The organism is Brevundimonas vesicularis (genome assembly GCF_027886425.1).
Taxonomy (GTDB): Bacteria; Pseudomonadota; Alphaproteobacteria; order Caulobacterales; family Caulobacteraceae; genus Brevundimonas; species Brevundimonas vesicularis_C.
On sequence record NZ_CP115671.1, the window covers coordinates 1,124,331 to 1,140,908 of the forward strand.

Below are 16,578 nucleotides of genomic sequence, written 5' to 3' on the forward strand. Positions count from 1 at the left end.
GCATCTGTGCCGGGTCCCGTCGTTCTGGTCGGCTGCGGCCGGCTGGGCTCCGCCATTCTGGAAGGCTGGCTGCTGACCGAGACGGTGGCGGCGTCTGACCTGATCATTCTCACCCCCTCTGAAAAGCCGGCGGCCGAGACGGCGCGGGCCAAGGGCGCGCGGATCAATCCGCCGCTGGAGGCTCTGACCGAGGCGGCGGTCATAGTGCTGGCAGTCAAACCGGCGCTGTGGCGCGAGGTCATGGCTCCGCTGGCGCCGTTCCTGAACGACCGGGCCGTCATTTTGTCGGTCATGGCGGGCGTGACGGCGCCGACCCTAGCGGAAGGCCTGGGGGACTGGCCCATCGTGCGGGTGATGCCGACGACCGGCGTGTCGCGCGGGCGCGGCGTGGCCTCTGTCTGGTCGGCGGACCCGCGCGCCCAAAACATCGGGCGAGCGTTGTTCGAGCCTATGGCCGAGACGGTCGTGCTGGCTGACGAGGCGCTGATGGATGCGGCGACGGCGGTGGCCGGCTCGGGCGCGGCCTATTTCTACGCCTTTACCGAAGCGCTGGCCCGGGCCGGGGAGGCGACGGGTCTGGATGCGGCGACGGCCGATGTGCTGGCGCGCGCGACCCTGAGGTCCGCAGCCAACTCCATGGGTGACGACGGGCTGGAGGCCCTGATAGGCCGCATCGCCTCGCCTGGCGGCTCGACCCGCGCCGGGCTTGACGCCATGGCGAAGGACGGCCGCCTCACGGCGATGCTGGACGAGACGGTCGCGGCGGCGGTCAGACGCAACCGCGAGATGGGTTAGAAGCGTCCGCGCTCAATCTGATCGCCGAAGCGCTCGAATGCGCGGTCGGCGTCGCGCCAGACGCTGTAGCCCCAGACGTCGTTGATGCTGGGCGTGAAATAAGAATAGTCCACGGGCCGCGTCACCCCGTCCGCCATCACGATCTCGCCCTTGATGGCCGCGCCGCCGATCGACACGCTGCGGATCGGATCCAGGCCCGGCGTCTGGCGCACCTGCTCCCAGGTCGGCCGGTTCGGCTTCAGGTCGACCAGGACCAGATTGGCCGTCGCGCCCGGATAACGCTGGGCCAAGGCCTTTCCGACCTCGGCCTGAAGGCCGACGATCTGCTCGTTGACCTCGCGGTCGCCGAGCTTTTCGACCTCGCGCTGAAGCTGCGGCCCGACCGTGACGTTCACCGTCGGCGCTTGAGCCTGAGCCATGGCGGCGACGGCGAGTGTCGCGGCCAGGGGTGCAAAGAAACCGAGTTTACGCATCGAAATCATCTCCAAGCCCTGTCGCTCTCAAGATGACCCTTGCAGCGCCGTTCCGCCAGACCCTGATGACGAAAGCTTTCAAGCCTCAGGCGGACTCGGCGACGGTGACCGCGCCCGGGATGCGGATCGTCGCTTTCAACCCGCCCAGCTCGCTGCGATCCAGGGTGACGTCGCCGCCGTGGCCGCGCGCCACATCGCGCGCGATGGCGAGGCCCAGACCGACGCCCTTGCGGTTCTGGTTGCGAGAGTCGTCCAGGCGCGAGAAGGGCCGGAAAGCTTCGTCATACATGGCCTCTGGGATGCCGGGACCGTCGTCCTCGACAATGATCTCCAGCCCGCCGGACGCCAGGGCGCGGGCCGACAGGCGCACATGCTCGCCGTGCGAGGCGGCGTTGCCGGCCAGGTTCACCAGGGCGCGCTTGAAGGCGAGGGGGCGAACGGAGGCGGTCAGGCCATCAGCCACGACAACTTCGACCTCGGCGCCGGCGCGTTTTGCATCCTCGCCGGCGGCGTTCAGCAGGTCGGAGATCGAGACAGGCTTCGGCGGTTCGCCCGCCTCGCCACGGGCGAAGTCGAGGTATTCGTCGATCATATGCTCCATCTCGTCCAGGTCGCCACGCATGGCCGACTGGCGCTTGAAGGGTGGAGCCAGAGCCAGTTCGAGGCGCAGACGGGTCAGGGGCGTGCGCAGGTCGTGGCTGACCGAGGCGAGCAGGGCGGTGCGCTGATCGATGTGGCGCTGAATTCGGTCTCGCATGGCCATGAAGGCGACGGCGGCGGCGCGAACCTCGCGTGCACCGTGCGGCTTGAACCGGGGCACGGTCTCGCCACGCCCGAAGGCCTCGGCCGCGTCGGCCAGACGCTCGATGGCGCGGACCTGATTACGAATGAACAGGATGGCGACGCCCATCAACAGGACGGTAGCCACCGCCAGCCACAGGACGAAGATATGGGCCTGGGTCGCCACCGCGCGCTCGCGCGGGGCGATGATGCGCAGCACCCCTTGCGGCTCCTGCACCTGAATGTCGACGTAGGCGGGATAGCGGGTGGTGTCGAACCAGTAGGGGCGGTCCAGACGCGCATCCAGGGCCTTGTCCAGCACCCGGTCCACCACGCCGATCGCGCCGCGGCGTTCTTCCGTCGGAAGGGTGCGCCCATCCTGAAGCACGATGGACAGGGACATGGATCGCTCGGCGCGATTGGCCAGCTTGTCCAGGTTCGCCGGGCTGGGGTCGTCCTCATAGCTCTCGACGGCCCAGGCGATGTCGCCGGCCAGGCCTTCGGACAGACGCGCGGTCACCGTCTGCCAGTGGGCGTCGAAGAAGACCCAGGTCACCGCCATCTGCATCACCAGCACCGGCAGGACGATGATCAGCAGCGACCGGCCCCAGAGCGAGGTCGGCAGGCGCCGCTTCAGGAATCGCGGCCACAGATAGGCGGGCAGAAGCCGCATCGGCTCAGTCGGGAGCCAGCATATAGCCGACGCCGCGCACCGTCTGGAGATAGCGCGGGTTCTTGGGATCGACCTCCAGCTTGCGGCGCAGGCGCGTCACCTGGACGTCCACGGCGCGGCCGGTGATGTCGGCGGTGTCGGGCGACAGGCTCATCCGCTCGACCGGAGCATGGGCGTGAAGCGCCAGGGTCTTGAGCAACTGGGCTTCGGCCTCGGTCAGGCGCTGGGGCGCGCCGTCGCGGCTCAGTTCCAGCCGCTCCATGTCGAAGACGGCGGTGCCCAGCTTGATCTCCCTGGGACCGATCGGCTTGCCGCCGGTGCGACGCAGGATGGCGTCGATGCGCAACACCAGTTCGCGCGGTTCGAACGGCTTGGACATATAGTCGTCGGCGCCGCGCGACAGGCCCTCGATCCGGTCCTCGGGATCGCCGCGCGCGGTCAGTAGCAGGACCGGCGTCTTGGATAATTCGGCCTTGTTGCGGACCCAGCTGGTCAGGTCCAGGCCGCTTTCGCCCGGCATCATGACGTCCAGCACGACCAGATCGAACTCGATCAGTTCCATCATCCGCTTGGCGGCGGCCGCGTGCGCGGCGCCGGTCACGCGATAGCCTTCACGCGCCAGGAATTCCTTCAGCAGTTCGCGGATGCGATCGTCGTCATCGACAATCAGCAAATGGCGGCCGACGCCGGGACCGGCGATGGGGCCTGAGCGGCCATGCGAACGCGATTCCGTCATGCTCATGCGACGTTTCCCCCGCTTGCGGCGTTGACCTGAGCGATTCGTGCGGCTCTAAGACCGTCAGTTTCGCGGGAGACGTATTTCAATGGCCTTCGTTCCTTTCGACGATCGTGACGGCTTCATCTGGGTGAATGGCGATTTCGTCCCCTGGAGGGAAGCGAAAACGCACGTTCTGACCCATGCCCTTCACTATGGCTCGTCGGTCTTTGAGGGTGAGCGTATGTACGGCGGCGAAATCTTCAAGCTGACGCAACATTCCGAGCGCCTGAAGCGGTCCGCCAACCTGCTCGATTTCGAGATACCCTACAGCGTCGCTGAAATCGACGCCTTCTGTAAGGAAACCTGCGCCAAGAACGGTCTGACGGACTGCTATGTGCGTCCCGTGGCCTACCTCGGCCCAGAACAGACCAGCGTTTCGGCCCTGAACAACAAGGTTCACCTGGCCATCGCCGTGTGGGACTGGCCCAGCTATTTCGACCCCGAGGTCAAGGCGCGCGGCCTGCGTCTGGAATGGTCCAAGTGGCGTCGTCCCGATCCGGCGACGGCCCCGACGACAGCCAAGGCGGCGGGTCTGTACATGATCTGCACCATGTCCAAGAACGCCGCCGAGCGCCGCGGTTTCGCCGACGCCCTGATGCTGGACTGGCGCGGCTATGTCGCCGAGGCGACCGGCGCCAACGTCTTCTTCGTCAAGGACGGCGTCATCCACACGCCGAACGTCGAGCACATTCTGGACGGCATCACCCGCCAGACGGTGATCGAGATCGCCCGCGAGAAGGGCATCGAGGTCGTGGTGCGCGAGATCAAGCCGGAAGAGCTGTCGGACTTCACCGAATGCTTCCTGACGGGAACGGCCGTCGAGGTGACCCCGGTCGCCGAGGTGGGCGAATACCGCTTCACCCCCGGCGCCCTGTCGCTGGATCTGATGGATCACTACGGCAAGCTGGTGCGCGGTCAGCTGTAAGCCGGAGCGCGACGACAGGATGAGGGCGGTCCCTTAAGGGGCCGCCCTTTTTCGTTTCGCTTGCCAGCCGCGTCACTTTGTCCTTGAAGCGAATAAAGACCGGCAGGCGCGCCGGGTGCGGGGATCGTTGTTCATGTTCAGCCTCCTGAACCTCCAGAGCCTTCTGGGTCTGGTCGTCATCGTCGCGGTCTGCTGGGCGATTTCGGAAAAACGCAAGGCCTTTCCCTGGCGGCTGACGATCGGTGCGATCCTGGTGCAGGCCGGGCTGGTGCTCGCCCTGTTCGCCATTCCGGGCTCGCAGGCGGTGCTGGCGGCGGTGACGGGCGCGGTGGACGGTCTGGCGGTCGCCACGACCGAGGGGACCAAATTCGTCTTCGGCTATCTGGCCGGCGGCGACCAACCCTATACGGTCTCTAACCAGGGCGCGCTTTTCACCTTCGCCTTTCAGGTTCTGCCGCTGATCCTGGTGATTTCAGCCCTGTCGGCCCTGCTTTGGCATTGGAAGATCCTGAAGTGGATCACGCTGGGCTTCGGCTTCCTGTTTCAGAAGACAATGGGTCTGGGCGGCGCGTCGGCCCTGGCGGTCGCGGCCAACATCTTCCTGGGCATGATCGAAAGCCCGATCGTGATCCGCGCCTATCTGGACAAGCTGACGCGGTCCGAGATCTTCCTGATGATGGTCGTGGGCCTGGCTACAGTCGCCGGTTCGACCATGGTGGCCTATGCGACCATCCTGTCGCCGGTCCTGCCCAATGCGGCGGGGCACGTGCTGGTGGCGTCGATCGTTTCGGCGCCGGCCGGCGTGCTGCTGGCCCGGATCATCATCCCCGAGAAAGAGGGGATGGGCGGCGCGGTCGCAGACTATGACTCGGCCCTGAAATACGACAGCGCCATCGACGCCATCGTCAAAGGCACATCCGACGGCTTGATGGTCGTGCTGAACATCTCGGCGGTGCTGATCGTGTTCGTGGCCTTGGTCGCCCTGGTCAACGTCATGCTGGGCGGGTTCGTGGTGTTCGACGCGCCCCTGACCGTCGAGCGGATGCTGGGCTGGATCTTCGCGCCGGTGGCCTGGCTGATTGGGGTCGAGTGGAAGGACGCCGATGTCGCCGGCTGGCTGCTGGGCGTCAAACTGACCCTGACCGAGTTCGTCGCCTTTATCGACCTGGGCAAGGTGCCGGCCGCCGAGATGACCGAGCGCACGCGCATGCTGATGACCTACGCCCTGTGCGGCTTCGCCAATATCGGCTCGGTCGGCATCACCGTGACCGGCCTGTCGGTCCTGATGCCCGAACGCCGCGAGGAGGTGCTGGGCATGGTCTGGAAGGGCCTCTTCGCCGGCTTCCTGGCCACCTTGATGACCGCGGCCATCGTCGGCGCGATGCCCAGCGTTGTCTTCGGCTAGGACACGCTCAGCGCGGCGTGAACTTGCGGATGACGCCGGAGAAGGTCATCAGCAGGCGCTCGCCGGTATTGATCTGGCCCCGCACGAAGATCAGGCTCTTGCCGGCCTTGGTGACCTGGCCGGTGGCCTCGATCAGTTCGCCGACATAGCCGCCGTCGATGAAGGTGGAGTCCAGCTGAACCGTGACGCCCGAGGCGCCTTCCATCTCCTGATAGGCGATCTGGAACATGGCGATGTCGGCGAAGGTCATCAGGCAGCCGCCGTGCATCCGCCCGCCTGCGTTCATATGCTTCTGCTCGGCGCGGAAGGCGCAGCGCATGTGCCCGTCGGGATCCGGCTTGCCGTAGAAGGGACCGACCACCGTGTCGAAGGTGTCGTGCAGATCGTAGGTCTGCCAGCCGGCGAACTCGCCCTCGGTGATGGTGATTTTCTTGGGCATGCAGACTCGGCCTTACTTATGGGCGTGCGTTGCAGCATATAGGCGCAATGAGCGACCCGATCGAAACCGCAATCCTGAACAAAATCGCCGCGCTTGAGCCCGGCAAGAGCATTGAGCCGGCGGAAGTGGCCAAAGAGCTACAGCCCGAGCAGTGGCAGCGCATGCTGCCCAAGGTTCGCGCGACCGCTTTGGGCCTGATGCGCCAGGGCAAGCTGACCATCACGAAGAAGGGCAAGGCGGTCGATCCGGATAACTTCCGAGGCGTCACGCGCCTGCGTCAGGCGACCGGGGAAGAAACGGCCCTGGCGTTGAGTCGCCGTCCGCCGGTCGTCGAGGGCGATGACGACTGATCTCCAGGACATTCTGAACGACATCCGCGCCTGTCGCGCCTGCGCGGGCGTCCTGCCGCACGTGCCGCGCCCGGTGGTGCGGGTCTTTCCCGAGACGCGGCTGCTGATCTGCGGCCAGGCGCCGGGACGACGCGTCCACGAGAGCGGCCTGCCGTTCACGGATCCCTCCGGCGATCGCCTTCGTGACTGGATGGGCGTGGACTATGAGACCTTCTACGCCGACCCGCGCATCGGGGTGGCGGCCCAGGCCTTTTGCTATCCTGGCACCGCGCCGAAAGGCGGCGACTATCCGCCGCCGACACGCTGTGCGGAACTGTGGCGACCGCAGTTGCTGGACGCCCTGCCGCAGATGGAACTGACCCTGCTGGTCGGCGGCTATGCCCAGGCGTGGGCGCTGGGCGATAACGCCAAGCGGACCATGACCGAAACGGTCCGAGCGTGGCGGGGGTATGCGCCGGATCTGCTGGTGCTGCCGCATCCGTCGTGGCGCAATACGGCCTGGCTGAAGAAGAATCCGTGGTTTGAGGCGGAGGTGCTTCCCTATCTGCGGGAACGCGTTCGGCGCATTCTGACTTCTGCAAATCCGGCGGCCATTCGCTCCAGCGAGAAGGACTCGCCGGTGGTATCATGAGCGCTGCTTGGGACACATGGCCTTGATCGCCTCCAGACTTATGCCGCTGACCGCCGCGCTCATTCTGTCGGCCTGCGCCGCACCCCACATTCAGCCGCCGTTGACGCCGCCGCCGGGCTTTGTGGGCGCCCATGTCGAGGATCGGGCGCTGGTCATGTCGGACGGCGCGCGCCTGCCGTATCTGCATTGGGGGCCAAAGGATGGGGCGCCTTGGGCGGTGATCGTGGCCCTGCATGGGATGAACGATCACGACGCCAGCTTCCGCTTGGCCGGCCCCTGGTGGGCCGAGCAGGGTATCGAGACCTGGTCCTACGACCAGCGTGGCTTCGGCGGGGCGCCGGGGCGGGGCGAATGGGCCGGGCAGCAGCGGATGACGGATGATCTGCGCGAGATCACCGCGATGGCGCGGGCCCGCTATCCCAATGCCGTCATCGCTGTGGTGGGCGAGAGCATGGGCGGGTCGGTGACGGCGGCGGCCTTCGGCTCCGACAATCCGCCGGATGCGGACCGGATCGTGCTGCTGGCGCCCGGCGTATGGGGCTGGTCGACGCAAGGACCGTTGAACAGCACGGCGCTGAACATCGCAGCTCGAGCGCTGGGCGACGTGGCGCTGGAGCCGCCGGAGTTCATCACGCGCGACATCCACGCCTCTTCGAATACGTTGGAGCTGATCCGCAACGGGCGCGATCCGAGGAGCATCCTCGCGACCCGGTTCGACACCGTCTATGGGCTGGTCGATCTGATGGAGGCCTCGTCGCGCAGCCTGGGCCGCATTCGGGGCGACGCCATCCTGATGTACGGCGCCCACGACGAGGTGGTGAAGAAGGGACCGATGAAGGCAGCTCTGGAGCGGGCCGAGCGGGAGGGCGGGACGCTGCGGACCGCATGGTATCCGAACGGCTGGCATCTGCTGAACCGCGATCTGGACGCCGAGATCGTCTATCGCGACGTCGCCTCGTGGTTGAGAAATCCGAAAGCCCCCTTGCCGTCGGGTGCGCCGGCGGTTTTGCCGCAGCTTCAGGCGGACGGGGCGCGCCCTTAAGCGGGTCTTAACGCGACGTTTACCATCCAGGCGGCATTTTCTGCCTAGCGGGGCGTTCGTGTCTCCCGCGAGTAGGGGGCGGGGACGCGTGGGCGGCTTCACAGCGGCGTTGCAGAAGTTCGGGATCGGCCGTCTGGCTGCGGTCCTCGGCGTCGCCGCGGGCGTGGCCGCCGTGCTGGTCGCCGTCATGCTGCGCATGGGCCAGGCGCCGGACGCGCTTCTCTATTCCAACCTGGATCTGCGCGAGGCCAGCGAGATCAGCGCCGCCCTGGATCAGGCCGGCATCAAATATTCCTCCAAGGGCGACGGCTCGACCATCATGGTCAACCGCGACGAGGTCGGCACGGCGCGGATGCTGGTCGCGGGTAAGGGCTTGGTCACGTCCGGATCGGTCGGCTACGAGCTGTTCGACAGCCAGTCGGTGCTGGGTCAGACCGAGTTCCAGCAACAGTTGAACGAACAGCGCGCCCTGCAGGGCGAACTGTCGCGCACCATCATGTCCATGCGCGGCATCACCGCCGCCCGCGTCCACATCACCATGCCGCGCCGCGAGATGTTCACCTCGGCCGCCGGCGAACCGACCGCCGCCGTTCTGGTGGGCCTGGGCGGGCGTGACCTGACCAGCGACCAAGTGCGGGCGATCCGCAACCTGGTGGCCTCGTCCGTGCCGAACCTGAAGCCCGACCGCGTCACCGTCGCGGACCAAACGAACCGCACCCTGGCGGCCGGCAGCGACGACGGAACCTTCACCTCGGCTTCCGCCGCCGAGGCCAAGGGCAATACCGAGAGCCAGCTTCAGGCGCGCATCAAGGACATCGTCGAAGGCGTCGTGGGCGCCGGCGCCGCCCGTGTTCAGGTCACGGCCGACATCGATCAGAGCCGCGCCACGACCCAGGAAGAGAAGTTCGATCCCGACGGTCAGGTCGTCCGCTCGACCACGACCAACGGCTCGCAATCCGCAGACAACAGCGCCCAGCCCGACGGCGGCGTGACTGCGACGAACAATATCCCCGGCGGGGCGGCGCCCGGCGCGACGCCGGCCGGTTCGACCAATTCGGAAAACGCCGAGACGACCAACTACGAAATCTCCAAGACCACCACGACCACGACCAAGGAACCGGGCGAGGTCAAGAAGCTGGCCGTCGCCGTCGCGGTCGACGGCAAGTGGACGCCGGCGAAGGACGGCAAGGGCGAGCCGACTTATGCGCCGCGCACGGCCGAGGAGATCGCCCAGATCAAGTCGCTGGTCGCGGCAGCCGCCGGCATCGACGAGACGCGCGGCGACAAGATCGAGGTCATCAACGTCCGCTTCAATCACGACACGGGCATCGAGGGTGGTCTGGACGGCAAGTCGTCGCTGCTGGACTTCTCCAAGAACGACATCATGCGTTTCGTCGAGCTGGGCATTCTGACGGTCGTCGCCTTGCTGCTGATCTTCTTCGTGCTGCGTCCTCTGCTGAAGACGGCGGCGGGCGGCGGGGCCAATCTGCCGGCGCTGGCGGGGGCCAACGGCGTACCGGTCACCACCGTGGCGACCACGGTGATCGGCCCGGACGGCCAGCCTCAGTTGGTCCAGCTGCCGGCGCCCAGCGAGATGGAACAGAAGATCGACATCGCCCGCATCGAGGGTCAGGTGAAGGCGTCGTCGGTCAAGAAGGTCGCCGACTTCGTTCAGTCGCATCCCGATGACGCGGCCGGCATCCTGCGGACCTGGGTGGCCGAAGGCTGATGGCGAAGCTGGTCAACAAGAAAGCCTCGATCGACGATCCCAACAAGCTGTCGGGACCGGAGAAGGCCGCCGTCATCCTGCTGGCGCTGGGCGAAGAGCACACCGCGCTGTGGGAGCGGCTGGACGACGACGAGGTCAAGGAAATCTCCCAGGCCATGGCGACCCTGGGCAACGTCAGCGCCGAGGCCGTCGAGGCCCTGATGATCGAGTTCGTCTCAGGCCTGTCCGGCTCGGGCTCGGTCATGGGCAGCTATGAGCAGACGCAAAAGCTGCTGGCCGCCTTTCTGCCCAAGGATCGCGTCGACGGCCTGATGGAGGAAATCCGGGGGCCGGCCGGTCGCACCATGTGGGACAAGCTGGGCAATGTGAACGAGGCCGTTCTCGCCAACTATCTGAAGAACGAATACCCCCAGACCGTCGCCGTGATCCTGTCCAAGGTGCGCTCGGACCACGCCGCCCGCGTCCTGACCAGCCTACCGGAAGACTTCGCCCTGGAATGCGTTCAGCGGATGCTGCGCATGGAGCCCGTGCAGCGCGAGATCCTGGACAAGATCGAGGCGACGCTGCGCACCGAGTTCATGTCGAACCTAGCGCGGACCTCCAAGCGCGACAGCCACGAGATGATGGCCGACATCTTCAACAGCTTCGACCGCCAGACCGAGGCCCGCTTCATCGGCGCCCTGGAAGAACGCAATCGCGAGTCGGCGGAACGCATCCGCGCCCTGATGTTCGTCTTCGAAGACCTGTCCAAGCTGGACCCGGGCGGGGTGCAGACCCTGCTGCGCGCCGTGGACAAGGATTCTCTGGGCCTGGCGATGAAGGGCGCGTCGGAAGGGCTGCGCGAGATGTTCTTCTCCAACATGTCCGAACGCGCGTCCAAGATCATGCGCGAAGACATGGAGTCGATGGGGCCGGTGCGTCTGAAGGACGTGGACGCCGCCCAGATGGCCATGGTCCAGGTCGCCAAGGATCTGGCCGCCAAGGGCGACATCATGCTGGCCGGTCAGGGCGCGGACGACGAGTTGATCTACTGACATGACCCAGTCCCCTGAAATCCGACGCCTCTTCGCCTTCGACACAGAGTTCGACGCGGACGGCACGGTCGTGCGCCCCGGCGCCTGGACGCCCGCCAAACGCTCCTATCTGCCGGCCGAGGTCGAGGCCCTGGTCGCCCAGGGGCGTCTGGAAGCGCGCGAACAGGCCCTCGCCGAGGTCGAGAACATCCGCGCGATGGCTCTGAGCAACATCGCTCAGGCTGTCGCATCGGCCATGCCGACCCTGAAGGCTGTGGCCCAGGCGCACCGCGAACAGGCCGCTGACCTGGCCCTGGCTGCTGCGCGCACCATCGCAGGGGCCGCTCTTGACCGGTTTCCGCATGCGCCGCTGAAAGCCGCTTTGGAACTGTTGGCGCAGGAAATCGACGCCTCGCCGCGTCTAGTCGTTCGCGCCTCGGGCCTGGATGACGAGGCGCGCGGCCTGATCGAGCGCGCCTGCGCCGACAGCGGATTCACCGGCGTGGTCGCCTTCCGCGATGAACCGGGCATGGCCCAGGCCGCCTTCCAGCTGGAATGGGCCGACGGGCGCGCTGATCACGATCCGCAAGGCTCGGCCGACCGCGTCGCTGAGGCCCTGACCGCCGCCCTGGCCGCCGAGGCCGGACACGCCGAAACCCTTCCCGTCGACAGGAGCATGTTCTGATGGCATCCGACGACCTGGCGCTGGAGGAATTCTCCGGCCTTTCGGGCCTGCCGCCCCTGGACGACAGCGGCGAAAAGAGCGCCGCCGACCTGGCGACCGTCTTTGACGTGCCGGTCAACATCTCGGCCGTTCTGGGCAAATCGCACATGTCGGTGGCCCAACTGCTGAAGTTGAACAAGGGCTCGGTGCTGGAGCTGGACCGCAAGGTCGGCGAGGCGATCGACATCTTCGTCAACAACCGCCTGATCGCGCGCGGCGAGGTCGTCGTCGTCGACGACCGGCTGGGCGTGACCATGACGGAAATCATCAAGACCGAGGATTCGGGCGCCTGATTGGCGACCGGCTTTAGAGATTAGAGGAGAAGAACGATGCGTCTTCTGGTGGTAGGCAGACTGAGCGGCCAGCTCGCTTCGGCGGTGAAGATGGCCATGGCGCACGGCGCCAAGGTCAATCACGTCGAGCGCGCCGACCAGGCGACCGAACAACTGCGCCGGGGGCAGGGCGCCGACTTGCTGATGGTCGACTATCAGCTGGACATCGCCGCCCTGATCGCCGCCAACGAGGCCGAGCGGATCACCATTCCGGTCGTGGCCTTCGGCGTCGACGCCGATGCGCGAGAGGCGGCCGCCGCCATCAAGGCCGGCGCCAAGGAATTCATTCCGCTTCCGCCCGACGCCGAACTGATCGCCGCCGTCCTGTCGGCCGTCGCCGACGACGAAAAGCCGATGATCTCGGCCGACCCGTCGATGAAGGCGGTGTTGCAACTGGCCGACCAGGTCGCGCGCTCGGAAGCCTCAATCCTGATCACGGGCGAAAGCGGCGTCGGCAAGGAGGTGATGGCGCGGTATCTGCACGAGCATTCGCGTCGGTCCGAGCGCCCCTTCATCAGCGTCAACTGCGCCGCCATTCCCGACAACCTGCTGGAATCCGAACTGTTTGGCCACGAGAAGGGAGCCTTCACCGGCGCCGTTGCACGCCGCATCGGCAAGTTCGAAGAGGCCGACGGCGGCACGCTTCTGCTGGACGAAATCTCCGAGATGGACGCCCGGCTTCAGGCCAAGCTGCTGCGCGCCATCCAGGAGCGCGTCATCGACCGTGTCGGCGGCTCCAAGCCGGTCTCTGTCAACATCCGCATCATCGCCACCTCGAACCGCGATCTGGCCAAGGCCGTGGCGGAAGGCACCTTCCGTGAGGACCTGCTGTATCGCCTGAACGTGGTGAACCTGCGCCTGCCGTCCTTGCGCGAGCGGCCCGGCGACATCGTGGTTCTGGCCGACCACTTCATCAAGAAGTACGCCGCCGCCAACGGTGTGCCGGTGCGTCCGATCTCGGCCGCCGCGCGTCAGGCCATTTCGGCCCATCGCTGGCCGGGCAACGTCCGCGAGCTGGAAAACGCCATGCACCGCGCGGTGCTGCTGGCCACCGGCCCCGAGATCGACGTCGATGCCATCCGTTTGCCGGACGGTCAGCCGCTGGGCGGCATGGGCGCAGCCATGATGGCGGGACAGGCCTATGCGGCGCCGCAAGCCGGGGTGGCCGCCCGCGCCGCCCAGGCGGCCGACGCCGTGACCCGCAGCTTCGTGGGCCAGACTGTGGCGGCGATGGAAAAGACGCTGATCCTGGACACCCTGACCCACTGCCTGGGCAATCGCACCCACGCGGCCAACATCCTGGGCATCTCGATCCGCACCCTGCGCAACAAGCTGAACGAATATGCCGATGAGGGCACGGCCATTCCGGCGCCGATGAGCGGCGTCTCCGCCTCGGGCTACGCGGCCTGAACCCATGCGCGCACCCGTGGAGCGCCGATGCGTCCTGACGGGGCTGGCCGCCTTGAGCGCGGTCGGCTGTTCGCCACGCGCGGAATCACGCCCTGCGGCGCCCGCCCCTGTGTCAGACGAGGTCATTGACCTGTCCGACCTGGAAACGCGTAATGGCGGCCGTCTCGGCTTCGTCGTTCAGGACGCGGCGACAGGGCGAAAGCTGGTTTGGCGCGGCGACGAACGCTTCGTCTATTGCTCGACCTTCAAGATGTATCTGGCCGCTGCGACCCTGTTGCGCGCGCAGGCTGGGCAAGAGCGAATGGATCGCCGCATCCCCATCACGGCGGCTGACATGATCAACCACGCTCCGGTCACCGAGCCCGCCGTCGGCTCCACCCTGACGGTCGAGCAGTTGCTGAAGGGCGCGGTGGAGGTCAGCGACAACCCCGCCGCCAATCTGTTGCTGAAGGCCATGGGCGGCCCGTCGGCGATGCAGACCTTCTATCGCGGCATCGGCGACCACAGCACCCGTTCGGACCGCTTCGAACCGGAGATGAATCGCCTGGACGGCGACAAGGACACCATCCTTCCCAACCAGTCGGTCGCCAATCTCCGGCGTTTTTTTCTGGATCCGGCCTCGCCCCTGACCGCGGCGTCACGCGCCCTGTTGCTGCAGTGGATGACCGATACGCCTACGGGTCAGAATCGTCTTAGGGCTGGGACGCCTGCGGACTGGCGGGTGGCGCACAAGACGGGGACGGGGGGCTATGGGCCGACCAATGACATCGGCCTGTTGTATCCTCCAAACGGCCAACCCGTGATCGTCGCCGCCTATTACCACGCCAGCCGGGCGACGTCTGACGACGCCAATGCGGCCGTGATCGCCGAGGCGACGCGTCGCGCACTGAAGGTCTTGGGTCGTGGCTGATGCGCCGATCCTGATGAAGGACGGCATGGCGCGCCCGACGGGACGCGACGTGATCGGCTGGCTGAACCGCGGCGAAGTCCTGATGGCGGTGGGCGTAATCGGCGTGATCATGCTGCTGATCCTGCCGGTGCCCAAGTTCCTGCTGGATCTGCTGCTGGCCTTCTCGCTGGTGTCCAGCGTGCTGATCCTGATGACCGCCGTGATGATGAAGCGGCCGCTGGACTTCGCCATCTTTCCGACGGTGTTGCTGGTCTCGACCCTGTTCCGGCTGGGCCTGAACCTGGCCTCCACGCGCCTGATCCTGACCCACGGCCAGGAAGGTCACGACGCGGCGGGTCAGGTCATCAACGCCTTCGGTCAGCTGATGATGGGCGGCAACTTCATCATCGGGGTGATCATCTTTGCGATCATTCTGGTGGTGAACTTCGTCGTCATCACCAAGGGTTCGACCCGGATCGCCGAAGTGTCCGCCCGCTTCACCCTGGACTCCATGCCGGGCAAGCAGATGGCCATCGACGCCGATCTGTCGTCGGGTCTGATCACCGAGGATCAGGCCAAGCTGCGCCGCAAGGAGCTGGAGCAGGAATCAACCTTCTTCGGCGCCATGGACGGCGCCTCCAAATTCGTGCGCGGCGACGCCGTCGCCGGTCTGATCATCACCTTCATCAACGCCATCGGCGGCATACTGATCGGCACGCTGCAACATGGCATGCCGGCGATGGAGGCCGCCAACACCTATGTGCAACTGACCATCGGCGATGGTCTGGTGACGCAGGTGCCAGCCATCATCATCTCGATCGCCGCCGGCTTCCTGGTGTCCAAGGCGGGCGTCGAAGGCACGGCGGACAAGGCGATGGTGACGCAGCTGGCGACCAATCCGGTGTCGCTGGGCGTGGTCTCGGGCGCGGCCGGTCTGATCGGCCTGATCCCCGGCATGCCGCTGATCCCGTTCGCGGCCCTCGCCATCGGTTCGGGCTTCATGGCCTGGCGGCTGGGCCGCAATCGCTTGAAGCCTCAGCCGACAGAGGCGGAGATTGCGGCGGCGGCGGCGGCCGCAAAACCCAAGGAAGACGTCGAAGAGCCCATCTCGAACATCTTGACCATCGACGAGGTGAAGATCGAGCTGGGCTATTCGCTGCTCAGCCTGATCAACGATCTGGAAGGCCGCCGGCTGACCGATCAGATCCGCGCGCTGCGGCGGTCGCTGGCCCAGGAATACGGCTTCGTCATTCCCCAGGTGCGCATCCTCGACAACATGCGCTTGCCGACCCAGGGCTACGCCATCCGCATCAAGGAGATGGAGACGGGCGCGGGCGAGGTGCGGCTGGGCCATCTGATGGCGATGGACCCCGCAGGTCGTCAGGTCGAGCTTCCGGGCGAGCATATGCGCGAACCGGCCTTTGGTCTGCCGGCGACCTGGATCGAGGAAGGTCTGCGCGAAGAGGCGACGTTCCGGGGCTATACGCTTGTCGATCCGTCGACGGTCCTGACGACGCACCTGACCGAGATCCTGAAAGATAATATGGCCGATCTGCTATCCTATGCGGAGGTGCAGAAGCTGCTGAAGGAACTGGGCGCCGAAGAGAAGAAGCTGGTCGAGGAACTGGTGCCCAGCGTGGTCACCGTCACGACGCTGCAGCGGGTGTTGCAGTCGCTTCTGCGTGAGAAGGTCTCGATCCGCGATCTGCCGGCCATTCTGGAAGGTTTGGCCGAGGCCGCGCCGCACAGCTCCAGCGTCACGACCCTGGTCGAGCACGTCCGAGCCCGTCTGGGCCGCCAACTGTGCTGGCAGAACAAGGACGGCGAAGGGGCTCTGCCGATCGTCACCCTGTCGCCGGAATGGGAAAACGCCTTCGCCGAAAGCCTGATCGGCAATGGCGAGGACAAGCAGCTGGCCATGGCGCCGTCGCGCCTTCAGGACTTCATCCGCGCCGTGCGCGACACCTTCGAGCGGATCGCCATGACGGGCGAAAATCCGGTGTTGCTGACCGGCCCGATGACGCGGCCCTATGTGCGATCGATCATCGAACGCTTCCGCGGCCAGACCGTCGTGATGAGCCAGAACGAGATCCATCCCAAGGCGCGCTTGCGGACCCTGGGCCAGGTCTGATCCCGTCGACTTGGCAGTTTGACGTTTGACGCGGCGACGCACCCCGCTAAAGCTCCGCC

Annotated in this window: 17 protein-coding genes; 13 read left to right on the top strand and 4 right to left on the bottom strand. The window is 66.4% G+C overall.

All coding sequences use genetic code 11. The annotated features are described in order from the left end of the window. Positions 1-6 precede the first annotated feature (6 nt). Positions 7-795, top strand: a complete 789-nt coding sequence (locus PFY01_RS05555; protein WP_271042732.1) for a pyrroline-5-carboxylate reductase family protein — start codon at positions 7-9, stop codon at positions 793-795. Here PFY01_RS05555 and PFY01_RS05560 read toward each other — a convergent pair. The 3 genes from PFY01_RS05560 to PFY01_RS05570 all read right to left on the bottom strand — a co-directional run bounded on the left by PFY01_RS05560 (position 792) and on the right by PFY01_RS05570 (position 3,457). Next, entirely contained in the window at positions 792-1,268 is a 477-nt protein-coding gene (locus PFY01_RS05560; protein WP_271042733.1) for a hypothetical protein, read from the bottom strand. The genes PFY01_RS05555 and PFY01_RS05560 overlap by 4 nt on opposite strands. Before the next feature lie 85 nt (positions 1,269-1,353). Further along, the gene (locus PFY01_RS05565) at positions 1,354-2,721 is read right to left on the bottom strand and encodes an ATP-binding protein (RefSeq protein WP_271042734.1); all 1,368 of its coding nucleotides are present in this window, start codon (positions 2,719-2,721) and stop codon (positions 1,354-1,356) included. A gap of 4 nt (positions 2,722-2,725) precedes the next feature. Further along, entirely contained in the window at positions 2,726-3,457 is a 732-nt protein-coding gene (locus PFY01_RS05570; protein WP_404419666.1) for a response regulator, read from the bottom strand. Between the two features lie 88 nt (positions 3,458-3,545). Between PFY01_RS05570 and PFY01_RS05575 the strand changes: the two genes are divergently transcribed. Next, on the top strand, positions 3,546-4,424 hold the full coding sequence (locus PFY01_RS05575) for a branched-chain amino acid aminotransferase (RefSeq protein ID WP_045810405.1): 879 nt from the start codon (positions 3,546-3,548) through the stop codon (positions 4,422-4,424). A gap of 133 nt (positions 4,425-4,557) precedes the next feature. Then, complete coding sequence (locus PFY01_RS05580) at positions 4,558-5,829, top strand: NupC/NupG family nucleoside CNT transporter (protein WP_271042735.1); 1,272 nt, start codon at positions 4,558-4,560, stop codon at positions 5,827-5,829. A 7-nt stretch (positions 5,830-5,836) separates the two neighbouring features. On the opposite strand, the gene PFY01_RS05585 is transcribed toward PFY01_RS05580, so the two are convergent. Next, the gene (locus tag PFY01_RS05585; RefSeq protein ID WP_039246907.1) at positions 5,837-6,268 is read right to left on the bottom strand and encodes a PaaI family thioesterase; all 432 of its coding nucleotides are present in this window, start codon (positions 6,266-6,268) and stop codon (positions 5,837-5,839) included. Between the two features lie 47 nt (positions 6,269-6,315). On the opposite strand from PFY01_RS05585, the gene PFY01_RS05590 reads away from it, so the two are divergent. The 10 genes from PFY01_RS05590 (at position 6,316) to flhA (ending at position 16,519) form a co-directional block, all read left to right on the top strand. Further along, on the top strand, positions 6,316-6,618 hold the full coding sequence (locus PFY01_RS05590; protein WP_271042736.1) for a DUF3253 domain-containing protein: 303 nt from the start codon (positions 6,316-6,318) through the stop codon (positions 6,616-6,618). Further along, positions 6,608-7,249, top strand: coding sequence for a uracil-DNA glycosylase family protein (locus PFY01_RS05595; RefSeq protein WP_271042737.1), 642 nt, complete (start codon positions 6,608-6,610; stop codon positions 7,247-7,249). The genes PFY01_RS05590 and PFY01_RS05595 overlap by 11 nt, the downstream gene beginning before the upstream one ends. A gap of 16 nt (positions 7,250-7,265) precedes the next feature. Then, complete coding sequence (locus PFY01_RS05600) at positions 7,266-8,291, top strand: alpha/beta fold hydrolase (RefSeq protein ID WP_271042738.1); 1,026 nt, start codon at positions 7,266-7,268, stop codon at positions 8,289-8,291. 88 nt (positions 8,292-8,379) lie between these two features. Next, positions 8,380-10,020 carry a flagellar basal-body MS-ring/collar protein FliF gene (gene fliF, locus PFY01_RS05605; protein ID WP_199060198.1) on the top strand — a complete coding sequence of 547 codons (1,641 nt, stop codon included), beginning with the start codon at positions 8,380-8,382 and terminating at the stop codon, positions 10,018-10,020. Then, the gene (gene fliG / locus PFY01_RS05610; RefSeq protein WP_039246914.1) at positions 10,020-11,054 is read left to right on the top strand and encodes a flagellar motor switch protein FliG; all 1,035 of its coding nucleotides are present in this window, start codon (positions 10,020-10,022) and stop codon (positions 11,052-11,054) included. Before fliF ends, fliG begins: the two co-directional genes overlap by 1 nt. A gap of 1 nt (position 11,055) precedes the next feature. After that, on the top strand, positions 11,056-11,718 hold the full coding sequence (locus tag PFY01_RS05615) for a flagellar assembly protein FlbE (protein ID WP_271042739.1): 663 nt from the start codon (positions 11,056-11,058) through the stop codon (positions 11,716-11,718). Next, positions 11,718-12,050: a flagellar motor switch protein FliN gene (gene fliN, locus PFY01_RS05620; protein WP_039246916.1), complete on the top strand. Its 333-nt coding sequence runs from the start codon at positions 11,718-11,720 to the stop codon at positions 12,048-12,050. Before PFY01_RS05615 ends, fliN begins: the two co-directional genes overlap by 1 nt. 36 nt (positions 12,051-12,086) lie before the next feature. Next, the gene (locus PFY01_RS05625; RefSeq protein WP_271042740.1) at positions 12,087-13,499 is read left to right on the top strand and encodes a sigma-54 interaction domain-containing protein; all 1,413 of its coding nucleotides are present in this window, start codon (positions 12,087-12,089) and stop codon (positions 13,497-13,499) included. Between the two features lie 109 nt (positions 13,500-13,608). Further along, positions 13,609-14,409 carry a class A beta-lactamase gene (gene bla / locus PFY01_RS05630; protein ID WP_271042741.1) on the top strand — a complete coding sequence of 267 codons (801 nt, stop codon included), beginning with the start codon at positions 13,609-13,611 and terminating at the stop codon, positions 14,407-14,409. Positions 14,410-14,422: 13 nt separating this feature from the next. Next, positions 14,423-16,519, top strand: a complete 2,097-nt coding sequence (gene flhA, locus PFY01_RS05635; protein ID WP_271043025.1) for a flagellar biosynthesis protein FlhA — start codon at positions 14,423-14,425, stop codon at positions 16,517-16,519. Positions 16,520-16,578 lie beyond the last annotated feature (59 nt).

Excerpts from the sequence above, each read along its gene's own strand:
- PFY01_RS05600 (WP_271042738.1), top strand. The coding sequence starts at position 7,266 with ATGGCCTTGATCGCCTCCAGACTTATGCCGCTGACCGCCGCGCTCATT.
- PFY01_RS05575 (WP_045810405.1), top strand. The coding sequence starts at position 3,546 with ATGGCCTTCGTTCCTTTCGACGATCGTGACGGCTTCATCTGGGTGAAT.
- PFY01_RS05595 (WP_271042737.1), top strand. The coding sequence starts at position 6,608 with ATGACGACTGATCTCCAGGACATTCTGAACGACATCCGCGCCTGTCGC.
- PFY01_RS05560 (WP_271042733.1), bottom strand. The coding sequence starts at position 1,268 with ATGCGTAAACTCGGTTTCTTTGCACCCCTGGCCGCGACACTCGCCGTC.
- PFY01_RS05590 (WP_271042736.1), top strand. The coding sequence starts at position 6,316 with ATGAGCGACCCGATCGAAACCGCAATCCTGAACAAAATCGCCGCGCTT.
- PFY01_RS05625 (WP_271042740.1), top strand. The coding sequence starts at position 12,087 with ATGCGTCTTCTGGTGGTAGGCAGACTGAGCGGCCAGCTCGCTTCGGCG.
- PFY01_RS05570 (WP_404419666.1), bottom strand. The coding sequence starts at position 3,457 with ATGACGGAATCGCGTTCGCATGGCCGCTCAGGCCCCATCGCCGGTCCC.
- PFY01_RS05585 (WP_039246907.1), bottom strand. The coding sequence starts at position 6,268 with ATGCCCAAGAAAATCACCATCACCGAGGGCGAGTTCGCCGGCTGGCAG.
- fliN (WP_039246916.1), top strand. The coding sequence starts at position 11,718 with ATGGCATCCGACGACCTGGCGCTGGAGGAATTCTCCGGCCTTTCGGGC.
- flhA (WP_271043025.1), top strand. The coding sequence starts at position 14,423 with ATGAAGGACGGCATGGCGCGCCCGACGGGACGCGACGTGATCGGCTGG.
- PFY01_RS05615 (WP_271042739.1), top strand. The coding sequence starts at position 11,056 with ATGACCCAGTCCCCTGAAATCCGACGCCTCTTCGCCTTCGACACAGAG.
- PFY01_RS05580 (WP_271042735.1), top strand. The coding sequence starts at position 4,558 with ATGTTCAGCCTCCTGAACCTCCAGAGCCTTCTGGGTCTGGTCGTCATC.
- PFY01_RS05565 (WP_271042734.1), bottom strand. The coding sequence starts at position 2,721 with ATGCGGCTTCTGCCCGCCTATCTGTGGCCGCGATTCCTGAAGCGGCGC.
- fliG (WP_039246914.1), top strand. The coding sequence starts at position 10,020 with ATGGCGAAGCTGGTCAACAAGAAAGCCTCGATCGACGATCCCAACAAG.